The organism is Chitinophaga agri, assembly GCF_010093065.1.
GTDB classification, from domain to species: domain Bacteria; phylum Bacteroidota; class Bacteroidia; order Chitinophagales; family Chitinophagaceae; genus Chitinophaga; species Chitinophaga agri.
Genome location: NZ_CP048113.1, coordinates 3,434,373 through 3,452,670 on the forward strand (window position 1 = coordinate 3,434,373; position 18,298 = coordinate 3,452,670).

The following is an 18,298-nucleotide window of genomic DNA, read 5'->3' on the forward strand; positions in this document are numbered from 1 at the left end:
ACGTTCTGGTTCCTTATAATACTTTACTATAGCTGTCTGCATAAGACTTCACTCCCTCCTGTAACATTCCCTGTAAATGTGCTGACACGGCATCAGTAAAACCAGGTATCTGTGACAGGTCAGCTTCCCATAAACGTTTGTCTGCGCTGACCGCCTGTACCATGTCTATTATCGCATCGCTACCTTTACCGTTTACATGCGACCAGTAGTCTGCAAATATGGCAATGTTGTCATCTGTGATGGTATAAAATTCTTCTCCCCGCTGACCGGCATACTGTCCGTTTTCCTTTTTCTCAGGACGCAGGAACAACAGCATTGCAGCGAATCCCAGGCACATGTTAGCAGGAAGTGACTGGAACTTTTCGTAATAGCGCACGATCGTGCGCACATTACGGGCATTCATCTTCATACTTTCCTGAAAGGTGATGCTCAGCAGCTTATGTGCTATATTGGGATTAGCGAAACGGTCCAGTACATCTTCTGCGAATGCAGGCGCGTGCGGACAAATTTCCCTGATCGTAGGTAAGATCTCTTCAATGATCACTGTCCGGAAGAAAGCGCGCATATAGGCGTCTTCCATACATTCCACCACGGTGTTCATGCCACTGAGATAACCCAGTGGTACAGATATCGTGTGACTACCATTCAGGATGCGGAGCTTCTGTTCACGGAAAGGTGTAATATCCGGTGCGATCAGCATTCTGGCATCTGCCTGGTGGAAGCCCAGTACCCGCTTTACGTTGTCATTTCCTTCTATAGCCCATAACAGGTATGGCTCCGTATCTATCCAGAGTCCGTCGGTATACCCGGCTTTTTGTTCCAGTGCCGACAGGTCTTTGGGTTTACCCGGTACGATCCTGTCTACCAGGGAGCTACAGAAAGAATTATCATTTTCAAGCCATTGGGTAAAGGCTACGGGCAACTTATTAAATGCGGCTAGTTTCAATACGATCTCTTTCAGCAGCTGGCCATTGTTTACCACCAGTTCGGTCGGTACAATGACAAATCCTGTATGGGAGGCGCCTTTAAAGTACTGAAAGCGTTCCCAGAGTACTGCCAGCAGTTTTCCCGGGAAGGAGGCCGGTACCCCGTCTATCTTTTCTTCTACGTATTGTATACCTACTTCCGTCGTATTGGAAATGATGGTCTGCAGCTCGGGCTGATGTACGGCGTCCAGTACCTTCCGCCATTCTGCATTCGATTGCAGTACCCGGCTAATAGAAGCATTGACCAGCACCTGGTTCACCAGTTCCCCCTGGGAAATGCCTTTTATATTGGTTGTGAACAGGTTATCCTGCTGACTAAACTCATTTGTCTCGCCTCCGGTGGACTTTACCACTACAATTCTTCCCTGGTAACTGCCTGATTTATTGGCTTTATCTACCAGGTAGTCTACCAATCCCCTCAATAAGACGCCGGTACCAAACTGTAAGATTCTCTCAGGATAATTGAAATAGCTCTCAGACACCCCCAGTTCCGGATGCTTCAATACATAAGCCTTATTTAAAATAGGTAACATATTAATGTTTTTAATAAACGCAGAACTCTGACCATTAAATATAAAACGAATCCCTGATAGTCCCTAGTCCTTCGGCAAACCAATTCAAAGTTTTACAATTTCCCATTCGTGTCATAATATTCCCCTCAGGGAGGTGTCTCGACTAATTTCTGTAATTTTGCGCACTTAATATTATTAACAATGAGCAGACATGGTAAAGTTCTGGTAGCAATGAGCGGCGGTATAGATAGCACCGTTACCGCACTGATGCTACACGAACAGGGGTATGAAGTGGTGGGCATCACCATGAAAACCTGGGACTATGCATCTGCCGGCGCCAGCAAAAAAGAAACCGGTTGCTGTAACCTGGATTCCTTTAATGACGCCCGTGCAGCTGCTGTACATCACGGTTTTCCTCACTTCGTACTCGATATCAGAGATGAGTTCGGGGATTTTGTTATTAATAACTTTGTAGACGAATATATAGCAGGCCGCACACCTAACCCGTGTGTTCTGTGCAATACCCATATAAAATGGCGTGCGCTGATGAAGCGTGCTGATGCCATGGATTGTGCTTTTATTGCCACAGGACACTACGCACAGATCAGGGAGCAGGATGGCAGGCACATACTCAGCAAGGGAATTGATGAACTGAAAGACCAGAGCTACGTATTATGGGGATTACAGCAGGACGTATTGGCACGTACCTTACTTCCGCTGGGACAATACCGCAAGACAGAGATCCGCCAGATGGCGTTTGATTTCGGTTACCCTGAACTCGCGAAAAAAGCAGAAAGCTATGAGATCTGTTTCGTTCCCGACAACGATTACCGTGGCTTCCTGAAACGTAAAGTTGACGGACTGGAAGAACAGGTAAACGGTGGTAACTTCGTTTTAAGAGACGGTACCATCGTCGGTCACCATAAAGGTTATCCGTTCTATACGATCGGACAACGCAAGGGACTGGATATTGCTTTAGGTCGTCCGGTATTTGTAACGGAGATCATTCCGGAAACAAACACTGTTGTATTAGGTAATGAAGATGAGCTGAACAGGAATCAGATGACTGTTGCAGGGCTGAATCTTATCAAATATGATCATATTCCTGAAGGCATGGAAGCCATCACCAAGATCCGTTATAAAGATAAAGGTGCATTAAGTAACCTGTATAACGTAAACGGACAAGTGAAAGTAAACTTCTATGAACATGTGAAAGGTATCGCACCTGGACAGTCAGCCGTTTTCTATGAAGGCGATGATGTGATTGCAGGTGGTATCATTCAGCGGGATATGACACAGTTGTGATCAACTTTAAAAGTGTATAAAAGCGCAAAGGCTGACCATATGGTCGGCCTTTGCGCTTTTATGGCACTGCCGTGCACGTGTGAAGATCATGCCGCCTTACAGACCATCTGAAAGACCATTAAAAGGGCAGCTGTTCATATCAATACACCCCTTTTATCTGTAAGTTATTTTCCGCTCTGTTATTATTATTTTCGACGTATCATACCACGTCTGTACCTTACTTGTCCAGTTACCTTCATTGTCATACTTATAAGCTATCTTATAACTTCTGGACGGATCTGCCCCGGCAATACTATCCTTTGCTGTGTAATCTGCTTTATGATATTCCAAGGAAACAGGATTATCATACTTATCATATTTTCTAAACACTTTATAAAACAACTGACCATCTGCATAATGACTTAGTGATGTTTGCAGACCATTCCCATTATACGTTTCTACATCACCCAATCGCATCACAGCCTCATCCACCATATAGTGCTGTACGATCATCTCATCTCCCCGGGCCCTGATACTGATCTTTTTTTTCGTAACAGGTCCATTAGCTGAAATTGTATCTCCTGCAGTATTATACCTGTACAACGTACTATCCACGATACTAAATAAGCGATGTACTATTTTACTCAGCCTGCCAGCATGATTATATGCGTAGACATTAGCATAATACATTTCCCGTTCGTCTGAATATACCCTTGCCAGTATTCTACCGGCTGTATCATAACGCATCGTCATGGTATCAGGCTGCATTCGTCTACTACGCCCTGCGACCTGGTACAAATGTCCTTCCCTGAAAATGTAATGCCTCAGAACAGTATCTTTTCTCACGTAGGAATCACTCATGTGTGTCTCTCTGCGCGCTGTCTCTGCAATATGGTCTATATCGCCATGGAATTGCTCCCTATGAAAGACGTTATCATTTGTACTTCCTTCCAGTACATATGTGGTCACCACCGACATCCTGTCCTTCTTTTCTTTTTGTTCTGTTTTGGTTGATGATTTACATGCTGCCAGTATCAGCAGCAAACATAGCAATCTTCTCATAGGGTAATTTAAGCGTTTTTATGGCTTTATCAGCTTCATGGCAAACATAGAGTCCGCCCGTTGTTCATAACCGGCTATTACGCCTCCTTCCTGCCTTGTAAGGCCATGCTCGTTTTTCAGGAAGGCTACTACTTCCTCATTCTCTTTGTTGAATACGGAGCAGGTGATATAGATCAGTGAACCGCCCGGTTTCAGCAATTGTACAACATTGCCGGCTATTTTCAGCTGTAACTGCTGATAGTTTGTGATCTGTTTTGCCGTAAAGAAGGACATACTTTCCGGTGTACGACCCCAGGTACCTGATCCGGAACAGGGTGCATCCAGGATAATATGATCAAAACGGCGGTCTTTAATAGGAGATGCAGCGACTGGTGCTGTCAGGTCCATCACCACACTTTCATACTGCCTTATCCCTGCCTCTTTAAAGCGCTGATGCAGGTTTTGAATGATACTATTCCGTACATCACTTACCAACAGTTTTACGCCTGGCTGCTTATCTAGTAACAGGATAGATTTACCGCCGCTGGCAGCACAACTATCCCACCATTGTTCTCCGGCTTTAGGGGTAAATAATGCGCCTACCTGCTGCGAAGAAGCGTCCTGGATCTCATACCAGCTTTTATCTGTAATAACCGTATCGATCTTTGTACTGTTAGGCAGGGCAATCGTATCTGCACCTTTCACCTCATGGGGAATAGCTGCTTTTTCCAGCAAACGAAGGATTGCGGCCTGCCTGTTATTACGTGTTCTGATGAACAGATCCGGCTGTACAAAGAAGGAGCGACTGAATGCAGGACCGTCTATTGCGGGAGACAATTCATCCGCAAAAGGGAAAATGCTGGTGGCATCCGCTATGCCGAGGAAAGCCAGTTTATCGGCTACTGACAAGGTAGTGTTCTCCTGAAGGTCAGGACGGAAAAACTGTAATAGTTCACTTCCATCCTTTTCACATAGGAAAGTGCCGAGTAATATTCTTTCTGCAATACTCTTTTCCGTCTTCCATAATTGTCCGAGGCGATAGTACTGATACACCAGTTGTGATATCTGGCGCCGGTCACGACTTCCCATGTAAGGATGCTGTTTAAAAAATCCTTTCAGGAAATGGTGTAACGGCAAACTACCGTCATAACTTACAATGATCTTCTCTGCAGAAGCGATATAATTTTCCCAGCGGGTCATATTCTCATGATGCGGCCGTATCAAAAAGCAAAACGCTTAACGCGATTGGCTATAAGGGCAATCAGGCGTTAAGCGTTTCGCTTTATGCGTTCCGCGTTTAGCGTTAATTAGAGTTTCAGTAATGCCTTCAGTGGATCTTTACCGAACAGTAACTGCTCAGGATTTTCCAGCATATCTTTCACACGTACCAGGAAGCTTACAGACTCACGACCATCGATGATACGGTGGTCATAGCTGAGCGCCAGGTACATCATCGGACGGATCACTACCTGTCCGTTAACAGCCATCGGGCGATCCTGAATTTTGTGCATACCCAGGATAGCAGACTGAGGGATGTTAATGATCGGGGTACTCATGAGGGAACCGAATACACCACCGTTGGTGATGGTGAAGGTGCCACCGGTCATTTCTTCCATGGTCAGTTTGCTGTCACGTGCTTTGGTAGCCAGTTCAACCACTTTCTTCTCGATCTGTGCCATATCCAGGCTTTCAGCGTTGCGGATCACCGGTACTACCAGTCCTTTCGGAGCAGATACTGCGATAGATACGTCACAGTAGTCGTGGAATACCAGTTCTTCGCCATCGATATAAGCGTTCACAGAAGGGAATTCCTTCAGTGCGAAACAACAAGCCTTGGTGAAGAAGCTCATAAAGCCCAGGTTCACTTCGTGTTGTTTCTTGAATACTTCTTTGTATTTCGCGCGCAGTTCCATGATCGCGGTCATGTCTACCTCATTGAAGGTAGTCAGCATTGCGGTCGTGTTTTTCGCTTCCACCAGGCGACGGGAAACGGTCTTACGCAGGTTGCTCATCTTCTCACGGCGTTCTCCGCGGGTGAACATTTCCTGACCGATTGCCACACCCGGATTCTGCAGCGCAGCCAGCACATCATCTTTCATGATCTTGCCGTGTGCACCCGAACCCTTGATAGAGGACGGATCTACGTGTTTATCAGCAATCACGGCAGCAGCTACCGGCGTTGCTTTAATATCGTTCGGTATTGTTGTTACAGGTGCCTGTTGTGCCTGCGGAGCAGCCTGTGGTGTTGCAGCCGGAGCAGCAGATGCTGCCGGTTGTGCTTTACCTGCAGGACGACCTACGCTGGTATCTATTTTAGCGATAGGATCACCTATCTTTAATACATCTCCTTCTTTACCTAAAGTCTGTAATGCACCAGCTTCTTCTGCGTTCAGTTCGAAAGTAGCTTTTTCAGATTCCAGTTCGCAGATCACTTCATCACGTTCTACGTACTCGCCATCTTTCTTCAGCCATTTGATCAATGTCACTTCGCTGATGGATTCGCCCACAGTAGGCACTTTCATTTCAATAGTCCCTTTGTTCACCGCTGGCGCTGCCGGAGCTTCTGCCGCTGGTGCCGGTGCAGCTGCTGCTACCGGAGCCGCCGCCTGAGCTGGAGCAGGTCCTGCCGGAGCCGCAGCATCCGTATCAATTGAACAAGCAACATCGCCTACTTTTAGAGTAGCGCCTTCAGGAGCCAGGATCTTCAGTACCCCTGCTTTTTCTGCATTCAGTTCAAAGGTGGCTTTTTCAGATTCCATTTCACAGATCACCTCATCCTGCTGTACATAATCTCCGTCTTTCTTCAACCACTTTGCAATTGTTACCTCGCTAATAGATTCTCCTACCGTAGGAACTTTGATTTCGATAGCCATATTTCTAATTTCTGTGTGCAATCATTGTTTAAAGGTGAAACCGATTCACCCGATTCGTCTAGATGTTAAATGCAGTCTCAATAATTTCAAGCTGCTCTCTTGCGTGTACTTTCGCAAAACCTGTTGCAGTAGCTGCACTTGGGTTGCGGCTGATCACTCCGTAGTTGATCTGTTTCAGGTTCATCTGCAGATAAGAAGCAGCACCCATGTTCAGCGGCTCTTCCTGTACCCAGAACCACGTAGCAGCTTTGTACTTCTGGTTCAGTGCTTCCAGTTGTGTTACCGGCAGCGGATACAGTTGCTCCAGTCTTACGACAGCAACATCTTTCCTGTTTTCCTTCTGCTGTTTTTCACTCAGATCGAAGAACATCTTACCAGTACACAGCAATACTTTTTTCACTTTAGACGGATCATCTACAAATTCATCATCCAGTACTTCCTGGAAGCCACCTTCTGTGAAAGCTGCTATTGGCGAGTAAGAACCGATGTGCCTTAAATTGGCTTTCGGTGCAAAGTTCACCAGCGGCTTACGGAACTCCCATGTCAGCTGACGGCGCAGCATATGGAAGAAGTTAGCAGAGGTAGTGATATTTGTAATGATCATATTATATTCAGCACAAGCCTGCAGGAATCTTTCCGGACGGGCATTGGAGTGGTCAGGTCCACCACCTTCGTAACCATGTGGCAGCAACATCACCAGACCGTTCTGCGTTGTCCATTTCTGTTCTGCACTGCTTACATACTGGTCAATGACTGTCTGAGCACCATTGGCAAAGTCACCATACTGTGCCTCCCAGAGTACCAGGGCGTTCGGATTCGCCATAGCGTAACCGTATTCAAAACCGAGTACAGCAAATTCACTCAGCAGGGAGTTATAGATGCGGAACTGACCTTGTTTCTCCTGTAATGAGCCCAGTCTGCTATAAGTAGCGTTGGTGTTCTCATCGAACAGGATAGCGTGACGGTGAGAGAAGGTACCTCTCTTCACGTCTTCACCGCTCATACGTACATCTTTGCCTTCAGCCAGCAGACTGGCATAAGCCAGCAGTTCACCGGTAGCCCAGTCAATCTTACCTTCTGTTTCGAACAGTTTTATTTTGTCCTGCAGCAGTTTCTCCACTTTACGTAATGGTACGAACTCTTTCGGCCATTCCATCAGTTTACCGAACAGGCGTCTTACTTCTTCTTCTTTAATGGCAGTCACAGGAGATTTCTCGAAATCTTCCGGTGTTGACTTACGCAGGGAAGCCCACCACTCTTCAGGTTTCTGGTAATGGTAAGGCAGTGGATTCTGTCTTACTTCATCCAGACGTTCCTGGAGGTCAGCCCAGAAGCTCTTTTCCATTTCCTTCGCCAGTTCCTGTACTTCCACATCACCTGCCTGGAGCAGTTTCTGGGAATATACTTCACGCGGATTCGGATGTTTATCGATCAGCGCATACAGGCTGGGCTGGGTGAACTTAGGCTCATCACCTTCGTTGTGGCCATGCTTACGGTAGCACAGTAAGTCAATAAATATATCAGAGTTGAATTCCTGTCTGTAACGGGCAGCGATCTGGGCTACTTTTACCACAGCTTCCGCATCGTCGCCATTCACATGGAATACAGGGGCCTGTACGGTAGAAGCGATACTGGTACAATAGTCAGAAGAACGGGCGTCGTCGAAGTCGGTGGTGAAACCGATCTGGTTATTGATCACCAGGTGCATTGTACCACCCGTGTAGTACCCTTTCAGGTTGCTCATCTGGATGAGCTCATATATTACGCCCTGACCTGCTACCGCGGCATCACCGTGGATCAGGATAGGCAGTATTTTATCGTAGTCGCTGTTGTAGATAACGTCGGCCTTACTGCGGGCGAAGCCTGTAACCAGCGGGTCAACCACTTCCAGGTGGGAAGGGTTAGGCAACAGCTGCAGGTTTACCTTTTTACCGGAAGGTGTTTCGACGATAGAACGGAAACCCAGGTGGTATTTCACGTCACCGCTACCCATGGTCAGGTCAGGAACCGCATGACCTTCAAACTCGTTGAAGATCTGCTCATACGTTTTACCGAGGATATTTGCCAGTACGTTCAGACGGCCACGGTGCGCCATACCGATCACAGCCTCCTGTACGCCAGCGTCAGCAGCAGTGTTGATGATAGCGTCCAGGGCAGGGATGGTGTTTTCACCACCTTCCAGACCGAAACGTTTCTGACCTATATATTTTGTGTGGAGGAATCTTTCGAACATTACCCCCTGGTTCAGTTTCAGGAGGATACGTTTTTTCCCTTCGAGGGTAGTTGGCTGCTGGAAAGTGGTTTCCATTTCGCGCTGTAACCACTCGACTTTCTTAGCGTCGTTGATATACGTGAATTCCAGGCCGACTGCCGCAGCGTATACCTGCTTCAGACGGGTCACGATATTTTCCAGGGTGGTTTTACCCAAACCCAGGACCTGACCGGCATAGAATTCTGTTTTCAGATCTGCCTCACCAAGGCCGTAAAAAGAGATGTCCAGGTTGGCTTGCCTGTCTTTTCTCTCACGGATAGGATTTGTTTTAGAGATGAGATGCCCCTTTTTACGGTAGGCCTGTATCAGTCTGTAAACATTGAGTTCCTTTGTTAACTGGTCACTGCTAACCGGTAAACCGGCGCCCGCCGCTGCCGGCGCTCCTGCCTTTCCATTAACATTGTTTACCGCAAAGTCAAATCCTTCAAAAAACTTGCTCCATTCCGGGTCTACTGCGCCAGGGTCTTTACGGTAATCCTGGTATAAAGATTCAATGTAGGCAGGATGTGAGTTGGTAACAAATGAGAAGTCCTTCATTTACAACGAGTTTTGCTAAAGCTTCGATTCAAATTGCTATTCTGTTGAATGCCCCTTATATAATATATGGGATTGCAAATATCGTTGCTTTTTTGGGAAAGAAAAACGGAAAAATGGGAAAGTGATTTTGACCTCATTTTAACCCTTTTTTGCCTATCTTGCACCCTTTAGCAAAGGACCAGATCAAATATTCCGAAGGAAAATCCTTTTTATTTGTTTTCTAAGGAAGTAATTCCTACCTTTGCCGTCCGAAACTTGAAATTAAAACAATGGCAAACCATAAAGCAACGAAAAAAGACGTACGTCAGAGCAGAAAACGGAATGAGCGTAACCGTTACTACGGTAAAACTACCCGTAATGCTATCCGTGATCTGAAGAAATTGACTGAAAAGGCGGCTGCTGACGAAAAGTTGTCTGATGTGATCTCTATGATCGACAAGTTGGCTAAACGTAATGTTATTCATAAAAATAAAGCAGCCAACCTGAAAAGCAAACTTTCTAAGAAAGTAAACGCTATCGCGTAAGCGCTTTAGTCTGAAAATAATTGATACAGAAGCTCTTCCTGCAAACAGGAAGGGCTTTTTGTTGTCCGGAAGTACCAGAAAAACAGACGCATTCGCTATCCGCCCTCTGCTAATATTTCCGCCATTTACCCCATACACCAGATACCTCGCTTGCCGTCGCTAGTTCGTCGCTAGTTCGTCGCTTGTATATCCCTCCTGCCCATCTTCAATTCTACATGCAATTCTACCACTGTTCCACGAATGTTTCACATTTTTTACAAATGTGTTCCACAGCGACCCCATGTATGTTTCACGATGGTTCCACGTTGTTCCACGGATTATTTCTTCTTTTTATTTTATTGCCAGAAGCCGGACTGTAACTTCTATTGAGTTCATAATCGGTTTGGTATTGGTGAGGTAAGCTTTCACTTACGTTTCTCCTACGTTTTAAAACGTAAGAGAAACGTAAGTGAAAGCTTACCTTAACAAGACAACAACCAGAAAACAACACCATACTTACTCATCCAGAGCCGCCTATTTTCACTGAAAAATCCGTTTTTATACGCTTTCTTTCTTCACACTGATACAATATCTTTACTATTCGCCCGGAAATTGCTGAAGTATCCGTGCATCCATTTTAATAACTAAAAACTATCATACGTTTCAATATTTCATGAAAAGACTCTTCCATATCGCCCTTTTCTGCTGTATCTGCTACGCCGCAGGTGCGCAGGACCTGGTTACCCGTTTCGAAAAGACACAGGGACAGGAAACGGCTACCTATGCTGAATGCATCTCCTATTACCGGCAACTCGACAAACGCTTTCCACAGATCTCTATGCGGGAAATGGGCAATACTGATGCCGGCATCCCGCTGCACCTGGTGATCTATTCTAGCTCCGGCGACTTTAACTTCGCCAGCCTTCGTAAAAAAAACAAACGTATCATACTGGTTAACAATGGTATACATTCCGGTGAACCAGACGGCATCGACGCATCCATGATGCTCCTCCGTGACCTCGCCATGGGTAAAAAGAAACTGCCTGACAATATCGTGCTGGCAGTTATCCCCATCTATAACATCGGCGGCGCCCTGAACCGTAGTGCCGATTACCGTGTTGACCAGAACGGTCCTGCGGCCTTCGGCTCCCGTGGTAATGCGCGCAACTACGACCTGAACCGTGATTTTATTAAGGCAGATTCCCGTAATGCCCGCTCTTTCCAGCAGATCTATCAGCTAACTGACCCGGATGTCTTCATCGACAACCATGTTTCCAATGGTGCAGACTACCAGCACGTGATCACCCTCTTATCCACAGAGCATAACAAAATGGGCGGCGCCATGGGCAACTTCCTGCACAAGGAATTCGAACCTGGTATCTATAGCCTGATGAAAGAAAAAGGGTACGACCTCGTTCCCTACGTCAATCACTTTGGCGAAACACCGGAAAACGGCTGGATCACCTATGCTGATGGTCCCCGCTACTCCAGTGGCTATACCACCCTTTTCCACACTTTCGGATTCGTGCCCGAAACGCATATGCTGAAGCCCTATCCACAGCGGGTACAGGCCACCTATGCCCTGATGGAATCTTTCATCAGCTACGTCAGTCTCCACAGCGAGGAAATCAAAACATTGCGCGCACAAACAAAAGAACAGGAAAAAACACAGGCGACCTTCCCCCTGGAGTGGAATGTCGATACCACGCACTATAGCATGATCAGTTTTAAAGGTTATGCCGCTATCCACAAACCAAGTGATATTTCCGGACAACCGCGCCTGTACTATGATCGTACAAAACCTTTTGATAAACAGGTGAAGTTTTATGATAATGTCGTTGCAGGCAATTTTGTGAAAAAGCCTGCCGCCTACATCATCCCGCAAGGCTGGTGGAATGTGATCGACCTGCTGAAAAACAACAATGTGCAGATGAGACGTTTCACACAGGATACTACCATCAATGTCGACACCTATCACATCGCAGATTATAAAACGCTGCAACGCCCCTATGAAGGGCACTACCTGCATAACAATGTGCAGGTGACCGTCACCAAAGATGTGATGCAGTTCAGAAAAGGAGACTATTATATTCCAATGAACCAGGTGGCCAACCGCTATCTCATGGAAACACTGGAACCTACCGGTGGAGATTCTTTTTTCGCCTGGAACTTCTTCGACCCGATACTGGCACGTAAGGAAGGGTATTCGCCGTATGTATTTGAAGATATCGCAGCAGAGTACCTGCGTTCTGATCCTTCGCTACAGAAAGAACTGAAGCAAAAGCAAACGGCAGATAGTGTGTTTGCGAAAAGTGCAGATGCACAGCTGAGGTTTGTGTATGAGCATTCGCCTTATGCAGAACCGGGGTATATGAGGTATCCGGTGTATAGGGTGAATTAAATTAGGCATTAGGAATTGAACAAAAAAAGCGTCCCGCATGTTGGACGCTTTTCTATTTTATAAGATATTTTTAACGGGAAAATCAGAAACTATTATTCTCACAAATTTCTGCTGTATTTCAATTCCTAATTTGCAATTCATGGTTCCTACTTAACCTGCTGCAACAACATAAAACAATGCTGCTCTCCAAAGAAGTGGTTATAAATAAGCACATTCCTCATCCTACCTGGCTGCTTCTCTAACATCGGAAACCAATGTTGAGGTACCTGCTGCTGTTTCACGATCATCGCTCCCAGCCATAAGGCAAAAGCGCCCACCGTTTCATAATCTCCGCAGAGATGTTTAAAAGGCAGCTGCGTCCACTTTGGATAAGCCGTCAATACATCGTAGTAATGCCCGTGATTACTGTCCGCATTCGCACCTGTCAGTACAAGATCTATCTCATCTGCCTGCACACCATGCTGTTCGAGGAACTGGCTCAGTGTACATTGCAGCTTTTCGGATGATGGCTTGTACAGCATCTGCAAACCACCTATCTGTGCATAACTCTTTTCTGTAGCCTGTGGCGTCAGTAAAAAGAAGGCAGCGCCTTCTCCTGATATCGTACCGGGAGAAACATGTGCATATAACTGATCATTGGAGATCGTTTCCTTTTTCCAATGCCCGATACGGCCTTTGATAAAAAAATGCTCAGGAGTGATTTCGTCGAATGCGCCTGCCAGTACATCTGGAGTACCTTCCGATAACAACAGCAGACTATCCAGCAGGGCGTGTTCGAAAGAGAAGCCCCGGTGAACAAATGTATTATTATACTGCGTACATTTCTGTTGTAATGCGATCAGTCCGTTGACAGCATTGTATGTAGACTGAATAAAAGGAGTGGGATTGAGCGCACGTTCTTCGTAGTCGCGTATTTCCTTGATGAAGCGTTCAGTATCCTGCAAACTGCCCTTGCCGGTGCCTGTGACGATCGCACCCGGAACGGCAATGCCACCATCCTGTAAGCACTTCAGGGAAGTGGCAAGGCCCATTTTTAACACCCTGGTCATACGACGCAGGCTATTAGGCGCAATAAAGCCACGATAGTCCGGCTCCACACAGGAAAGCATATTGCCCTGCGTGACCGTCAGCGGCTGCGTCAACTCTCCATCAAACGTATGCTGGGGAGAGATGGCAGCCATTCCTTGTATGTAACACTTACCCTTCATATTTGCTGATCAGCAGAGAGGCATTATTGCCCCCGAAACCGAATGAATTGGATAACACATGACGTACCGGATAATCTTCCAGTAATGTGGAAGCCGGTGTAATGTATAACTCCTCCATCTGCTCTTTGAAATGGAGATTAGGAAATATTAACTGATGCTGAATAGCCAGTACAGCATAGATGGCTTCTATTCCGCCTGCGGCGGCTAATGTATGGCCGGTAAAAGGCTTGGTGCTGCTGAATGGCGGAACCTGTTCTCCGAACAGACGTTGTAAAGCCATGCCTTCCGCCACATCATTGCTTAATGTAGCAGTGCCATGTACATTCACGTACTGAATATCCGCAGGTACACATCCTCCCATTTCCATAGCGCCTTTCATGGCAGCATAGGCACCGTCTCCTTCGGGAGATGGTGCGGTAGGATGGAATGCTTCATTTGTATTGGCATATCCACTTAATACTGCCAGCACAGGCGCATTACGGTCTTTCACCAGCGATTCGCTTTCCAGTACAAGATAAGCGGCTCCTTCACCGAGATTAAGACCGTTGCGGTCTTTATCGAAAGGCATGCAGGGGCGCTTGTCAATATTCTTGAGTGAATTAAACCCGTTGAGGGTAAAGCGGGTGAGTGCTTCTGTACCTCCGCAGATCACGCGGCGGGCCAGTCCCGATCTGATCAGCCTTGCACCATACATCAATGCATTTGCAGAAGATGAACAGGCTGTACTGATAGTGGTGATGTATCCGTCTATACCCACGGTGTCCGCTATACGTTGCGTACAGTCAGCGCAATCCAGGGTATCGATAAATCTTATAAAATCGCCTGTTTTCGCAGGATCGGCAATCTCGAAATAAACGTTCTCGGTATCACACATACCCCCTACGGTGGATGCATTGATAAAACCGGTCGGTTCATCCTGTACGTTGCTGATACCAGCAGAACGCAGGGCTTCCCGCATAGCGATCAGTCCCAGCAATGCAGTACGCGTATAGCCTTCCTGACCTGCTACGCCAGCTATTTCACTGAGTCCCGGTGTCGTGTGTTTTACTTCCGCTACCGGCAATACTTCTTTGTAAATAGTTTGCAGTTGCTGAGTATATCCCAGCCCGCTCTGTTGCGCACGCAGGCTACGGAGGTTCTCCGCTACATCATCACCAATGGCGGTGATCATCCCCATTCCAGTTATAAACACACGTTCCGCCATGCCTGGTATTGTTTACGCAGGTTGTTTAGATTGAATAAATTCTGCCATGGATTGAACAGACTGTAAGATCTTTCTTCCTTCGCGTGGATCTTCTACTTTGATCTTGTAATATCTTTCCAGTAATACCATCAGTTCAAGGGAATCAATGCTATCGAGTCCGAGCCCCTCCCCAAACAGCGGGGCATTATCGTCAATATCTTCAGGACGGGTATCCTGCAGGTTCAACGCCTCAATAATCTGAACTTTCAATTGCTGTTTTAACTCTTCCATAGTTTGTTGCAGGTTTATGCTTCCTTTTTTTGCTTTCAGAAAGCCAGGCCTCCCTCAGCAATTTTTTTGCCAGGGTAGCCGTAAAAATACAGTTTTAGCTTCAATAGTCAATGCATGGCTTACCCACACAAGGTTTCGTTAGCTGAGTCTTCTTTTCTCAATGGCGGCGGCTGTACATAACAATACGATTGCAAATACAACCAGCTTACCCACATCGCCCCATATGTGGCTCACGCCCACATTCCTCAGATAAATATCATTAATAGCATCCAGTCCCCAGCTTAGTGGTGACAGATGTCCTATCAGTTTCATATGCGATGGCATGATCTCTAAAGGTATCCAGATACCACCGATGGCAGACAGTATCACGATAGAGATAGCGCCAAAGTTCAGTGCCTGATTAGGTGTTTTGAACACGGTGCCTACCAGTATACCGTAGGATGTTGCCGCCAGTCCGATACCGATGGCGACGATCAGTGCGGCCATATAACTCTGTCCCAGGGACAACTGTGGTAGCCCCAGCAATGGCAGCAGATAAATACCTACCTGCATCATCAGGTAGAATTGTATCACGCAAACGGCCACAAAGAAGAACATCTTTCCTGCGAGTATCGCCAGGTAGGAACCCGGGATCAGTTTCATACGCAGCATGCTGCCATCTTCTCTTTCCCTGATCATATTACCTGCTATCGGAATGACGATAAAGAACATCGCAAAGATGCTCCAGGCAGGTACGTTGTGCTGAACAGAATTAGAGATCACATCCAGTTCCTGTGAAGGACCTGTCAGCTGCTCTTTCAGTCCGACAGCCTTCAACTGTATGTTCATGGAGTCATTCTCTGCCACATCCTTTCTCTTCAGTTGCTTCTTGATCCGCTCCAGTAACATATCTGTTTCCACCTGTGTCAGGAAGTTGTCCAGTGCCTGATGGATCGCACTTTTAAATGCTTTTTTAGAAGCAGGATCAAAATACACGGTCACATGCAGGGAGTCTTTCCTTGTGCTGACTGGCAATACATCCGGCATTCCCATTCTGCGGGAAATATCATTGACGATCTTATTGGCATTGCTGACAATAGCGCCGGTAGATCCCTGTGGAATGATAATACAGATCTGGTAGTGTCCTTCATTCACGAGTGATCTGGCCTGTTCCTCTGTCACAGCACTACCATTCAAAGAATCTATGACGCGGAATTGTCCTGATTCCCCTAATCCTTCGCGGATATATTTTCCAAGGCGACCGTGGTCATTATCCACAGTAAGAATATCAAATTTCAGTTCCTGGTAATCACGGAATGGTGCATCTTCAATCAATGCCATTACTGTGATCAATACAACCGGCATGGCAAACAGCAGGGTCAGCCCTGTTCTGTCGCGCATCAGCAACAGCCATTCTTTTCGTATAGTAGCCAGTAATCTTAGCATCCGGTTTTTATTAATCTCTTAATGCGTGGCCTGTGTAATGCAGGAACACGTCTTCCAGGTTGCGGCATTCCGCATGCCTGGCAATGAGTTCCGCTGTACCGCCCTGTACCACCGCTTTTCCTTCATCAACGATCACCACTTCACTACAGATGGTCTGTGCTTCATCCAGCAGGTGAGAGGTATATATGATACTCACTCCCTGCTGATTGTATTCCCGCAGGAACTGTAGTATCATAGTTCGTGACTGTACATCTACCCCCGCAGTCGGCTCATCGAGTATCAGCAGTTTCGGGTTGTGCAGAATTGCTGCAATGATATTGGTACGTCGTTTCATCCCACCGGAGAAATGGTGCACCTGCTTGTGTCCTGCTTTTTCGAGTCCGAACACCTGCAGGTATTCATCGATACGGCTGCGCAGGGGTTTACCTTTCAGGCCGTACAGGTTACCGAAATATTCCAGATTTTCAATAGCTGTAAGATGAGGAAACAGTGCGATCTGCTGAGGCACTACGCCTATCAGTCGTTTGATGGTCTCACGATTAGCCGCATGCTGTGGCTGATCGAAGATCTGCACCTGACCGGCATCCGCTTTTACCAGTCCGCAGATGATGGATATCGTAGTTGTCTTTCCCGCGCCATTAGGCCCGAGCAGCCCTACGATACTTCCTTCGGGGAAGCTGAAGGACAGGCCTTTCAGAGATGGTTCCAGCGCTCCTTTATATGTTTTGTGCAGGTCCTGCACGAGCATACTGGTCATTATAATTTCACTTTCGACAATTTCCGGAATAGTACTTCTTCTTCAGCTGCGCATTGCATCAGCATATCGCTGAGTTCTCCATACGATACATTATTCGCGCTCCTGCTTTTACATACCCGGCCCGCGTTAAAGGCAAAGTTGCGCCAGGTATCACCGATACCGGTCAGTTCAGCAGACAGTGCTGATAATTCATCTCTCTTGAGGATACCGGCAGCTTCCTGCAGGAAGGCAGCATACATGAAGCGGAAACCAGCACCACCGGTGCCTATTTCTTCCTGCATACGGATAATGTTACCCAGGTATAATACCGCTTTTCTGTCTCCTACTTTCTCCGGATAATGCCTTAGACGTTTAGCGAGAAAGCGCATGCCTTTTACGCCAAACATCGGCAGCGGGATATTCAGCATATCACTGCATGCCTGTTTGATACCATCGCGGATAGGTTGTTCGAATGAAACCTGCTTTGGTACTTCAACCGGGTAGTACATTTTACCTTTCGGAGCAGGAAATCCTTTAGCAAAGCGGGCTTCCGCCAGGCTTTTCGGATCGATCTCGGTCACCTGTTCCATGATAGGATCACTGATCAGGTAGTTATCTCCTTCTTTTCCATATGCCACGAGGTTGTGGGCATTAAAATGGAAACGATAGGCTGGCGGGAAATAAGGCAGGTAGTATACGCTGGACAGCAGCCCGACAGGCCGGCCCTGTTCCAGCACACGGTCCAGTTCCTGCATTCCTTTTTCCGGACTGGAAAACGTCTGTGATGCTATTTTTACTCCCAGGCGTTTCGCTACTCTTTTGAAGATAGCCCCTGGCACCACACGGTACGTTGTACCTGGTACACCATTTACCTTGACAAAGGGCAGATGGCCGAAGAATATGCCGGCACCGATGCCAAAGGCCATAGGCTCACTGATCTGCAATCCGTAATGACGGAATATATTAGAGATCACCCCGCTTTCGCAGTGAGCTGTCTGCACGTGGTGAAAGTGTGTATCATTCATAACTTCCAGTACCTCGTCCAT

At 46.8% G+C, this 18,298-nt stretch carries 14 protein-coding genes; 3 read left to right on the top strand and 11 right to left on the bottom strand.

From position 1 onward, the window contains the following. Positions 1–13: 13 nt before the first annotated feature. Positions 14–1,519, bottom strand: a complete 1,506-nt coding sequence (locus GWR21_RS13540) for a tagaturonate reductase (protein WP_162332263.1) — start codon at positions 1,517–1,519, stop codon at positions 14–16. A gap of 180 nt (positions 1,520–1,699) precedes the next feature. Here GWR21_RS13540 and mnmA point away from each other — a divergent pair, with 180 nt between their 5' ends. Further along, positions 1,700–2,803, top strand: a complete 1,104-nt coding sequence (gene mnmA, locus GWR21_RS13545) for a tRNA 2-thiouridine(34) synthase MnmA (RefSeq protein ID WP_162332264.1) — start codon at positions 1,700–1,702, stop codon at positions 2,801–2,803. 153 nt (positions 2,804–2,956) lie between these two features. On the opposite strand, the gene GWR21_RS13550 is transcribed toward mnmA, so the two are convergent. The 4 genes from GWR21_RS13550 to GWR21_RS13565 all read right to left on the bottom strand — a co-directional run bounded on the left by GWR21_RS13550 (position 2,957) and on the right by GWR21_RS13565 (position 9,505). Continuing rightward, positions 2,957–3,844, bottom strand: coding sequence for a hypothetical protein (locus tag GWR21_RS13550; protein WP_162332265.1), 888 nt, complete (start codon positions 3,842–3,844; stop codon positions 2,957–2,959). Positions 3,845–3,862: 18 nt separating this feature from the next. Then, positions 3,863–5,023 (bottom strand): RsmB/NOP family class I SAM-dependent RNA methyltransferase, encoded by a 1,161-nt coding sequence (locus GWR21_RS13555; RefSeq protein ID WP_162332266.1) that lies wholly within the window; start codon positions 5,021–5,023, stop codon positions 3,863–3,865. Positions 5,024–5,130: 107 nt separating this feature from the next. Continuing rightward, a complete protein-coding gene (gene odhB / locus GWR21_RS13560; protein ID WP_162332267.1) occupies positions 5,131–6,696 on the bottom strand; it encodes a 2-oxoglutarate dehydrogenase complex dihydrolipoyllysine-residue succinyltransferase in 1,566 nt (521 codons plus the stop codon). Positions 6,697–6,754: 58 nt separating this feature from the next. Then, positions 6,755–9,505 carry a 2-oxoglutarate dehydrogenase E1 component gene (locus tag GWR21_RS13565; RefSeq protein WP_162332268.1) on the bottom strand — a complete coding sequence of 917 codons (2,751 nt, stop codon included), beginning with the start codon at positions 9,503–9,505 and terminating at the stop codon, positions 6,755–6,757. 269 nt (positions 9,506–9,774) lie between these two features. On the opposite strand from GWR21_RS13565, the gene rpsT reads away from it, so the two are divergent. Together rpsT and GWR21_RS13575 are read left to right on the top strand one after the other, a co-directional pair. Next, positions 9,775–10,029 carry a 30S ribosomal protein S20 gene (gene rpsT / locus GWR21_RS13570; protein WP_089815682.1) on the top strand — a complete coding sequence of 85 codons (255 nt, stop codon included), beginning with the start codon at positions 9,775–9,777 and terminating at the stop codon, positions 10,027–10,029. A 652-nt stretch (positions 10,030–10,681) separates the two neighbouring features. Next, a complete protein-coding gene (locus tag GWR21_RS13575; RefSeq protein WP_162332269.1) occupies positions 10,682–12,409 on the top strand; it encodes a M14 family metallopeptidase in 1,728 nt (575 codons plus the stop codon). A gap of 146 nt (positions 12,410–12,555) precedes the next feature. Here GWR21_RS13575 and GWR21_RS13580 read toward each other — a convergent pair whose 3' ends face one another. From GWR21_RS13580 to GWR21_RS13605, 6 genes are all read right to left on the bottom strand, one after another. After that, on the bottom strand, positions 12,556–13,590 hold the full coding sequence (locus tag GWR21_RS13580; RefSeq protein ID WP_162332270.1) for a beta-ketoacyl synthase chain length factor: 1,035 nt from the start codon (positions 13,588–13,590) through the stop codon (positions 12,556–12,558). 16 nt (positions 13,591–13,606) lie between these two features. Continuing rightward, the gene (locus GWR21_RS13585) at positions 13,607–14,821 is read right to left on the bottom strand and encodes a beta-ketoacyl-[acyl-carrier-protein] synthase family protein (RefSeq protein ID WP_162332271.1); all 1,215 of its coding nucleotides are present in this window, start codon (positions 14,819–14,821) and stop codon (positions 13,607–13,609) included. 12 nt (positions 14,822–14,833) lie between these two features. After that, positions 14,834–15,130 carry a phosphopantetheine-binding protein gene (locus GWR21_RS13590; protein WP_317165874.1) on the bottom strand — a complete coding sequence of 99 codons (297 nt, stop codon included), beginning with the start codon at positions 15,128–15,130 and terminating at the stop codon, positions 14,834–14,836. 99 nt (positions 15,131–15,229) lie between these two features. Next, positions 15,230–16,516: an ABC transporter permease gene (locus tag GWR21_RS13595; protein ID WP_162332273.1), complete on the bottom strand. Its 1,287-nt coding sequence runs from the start codon at positions 16,514–16,516 to the stop codon at positions 15,230–15,232. A gap of 10 nt (positions 16,517–16,526) precedes the next feature. Then, positions 16,527–17,273 (bottom strand): ABC transporter ATP-binding protein, encoded by a 747-nt coding sequence (locus GWR21_RS13600; RefSeq protein WP_238430362.1) that lies wholly within the window; start codon positions 17,271–17,273, stop codon positions 16,527–16,529. Continuing rightward, positions 17,273–18,298 (bottom strand): BtrH N-terminal domain-containing protein, encoded by a 1,026-nt coding sequence (locus GWR21_RS13605; RefSeq protein WP_162332274.1) that lies wholly within the window; start codon positions 18,296–18,298, stop codon positions 17,273–17,275. The genes GWR21_RS13600 and GWR21_RS13605 overlap by 1 nt, the downstream gene beginning before the upstream one ends.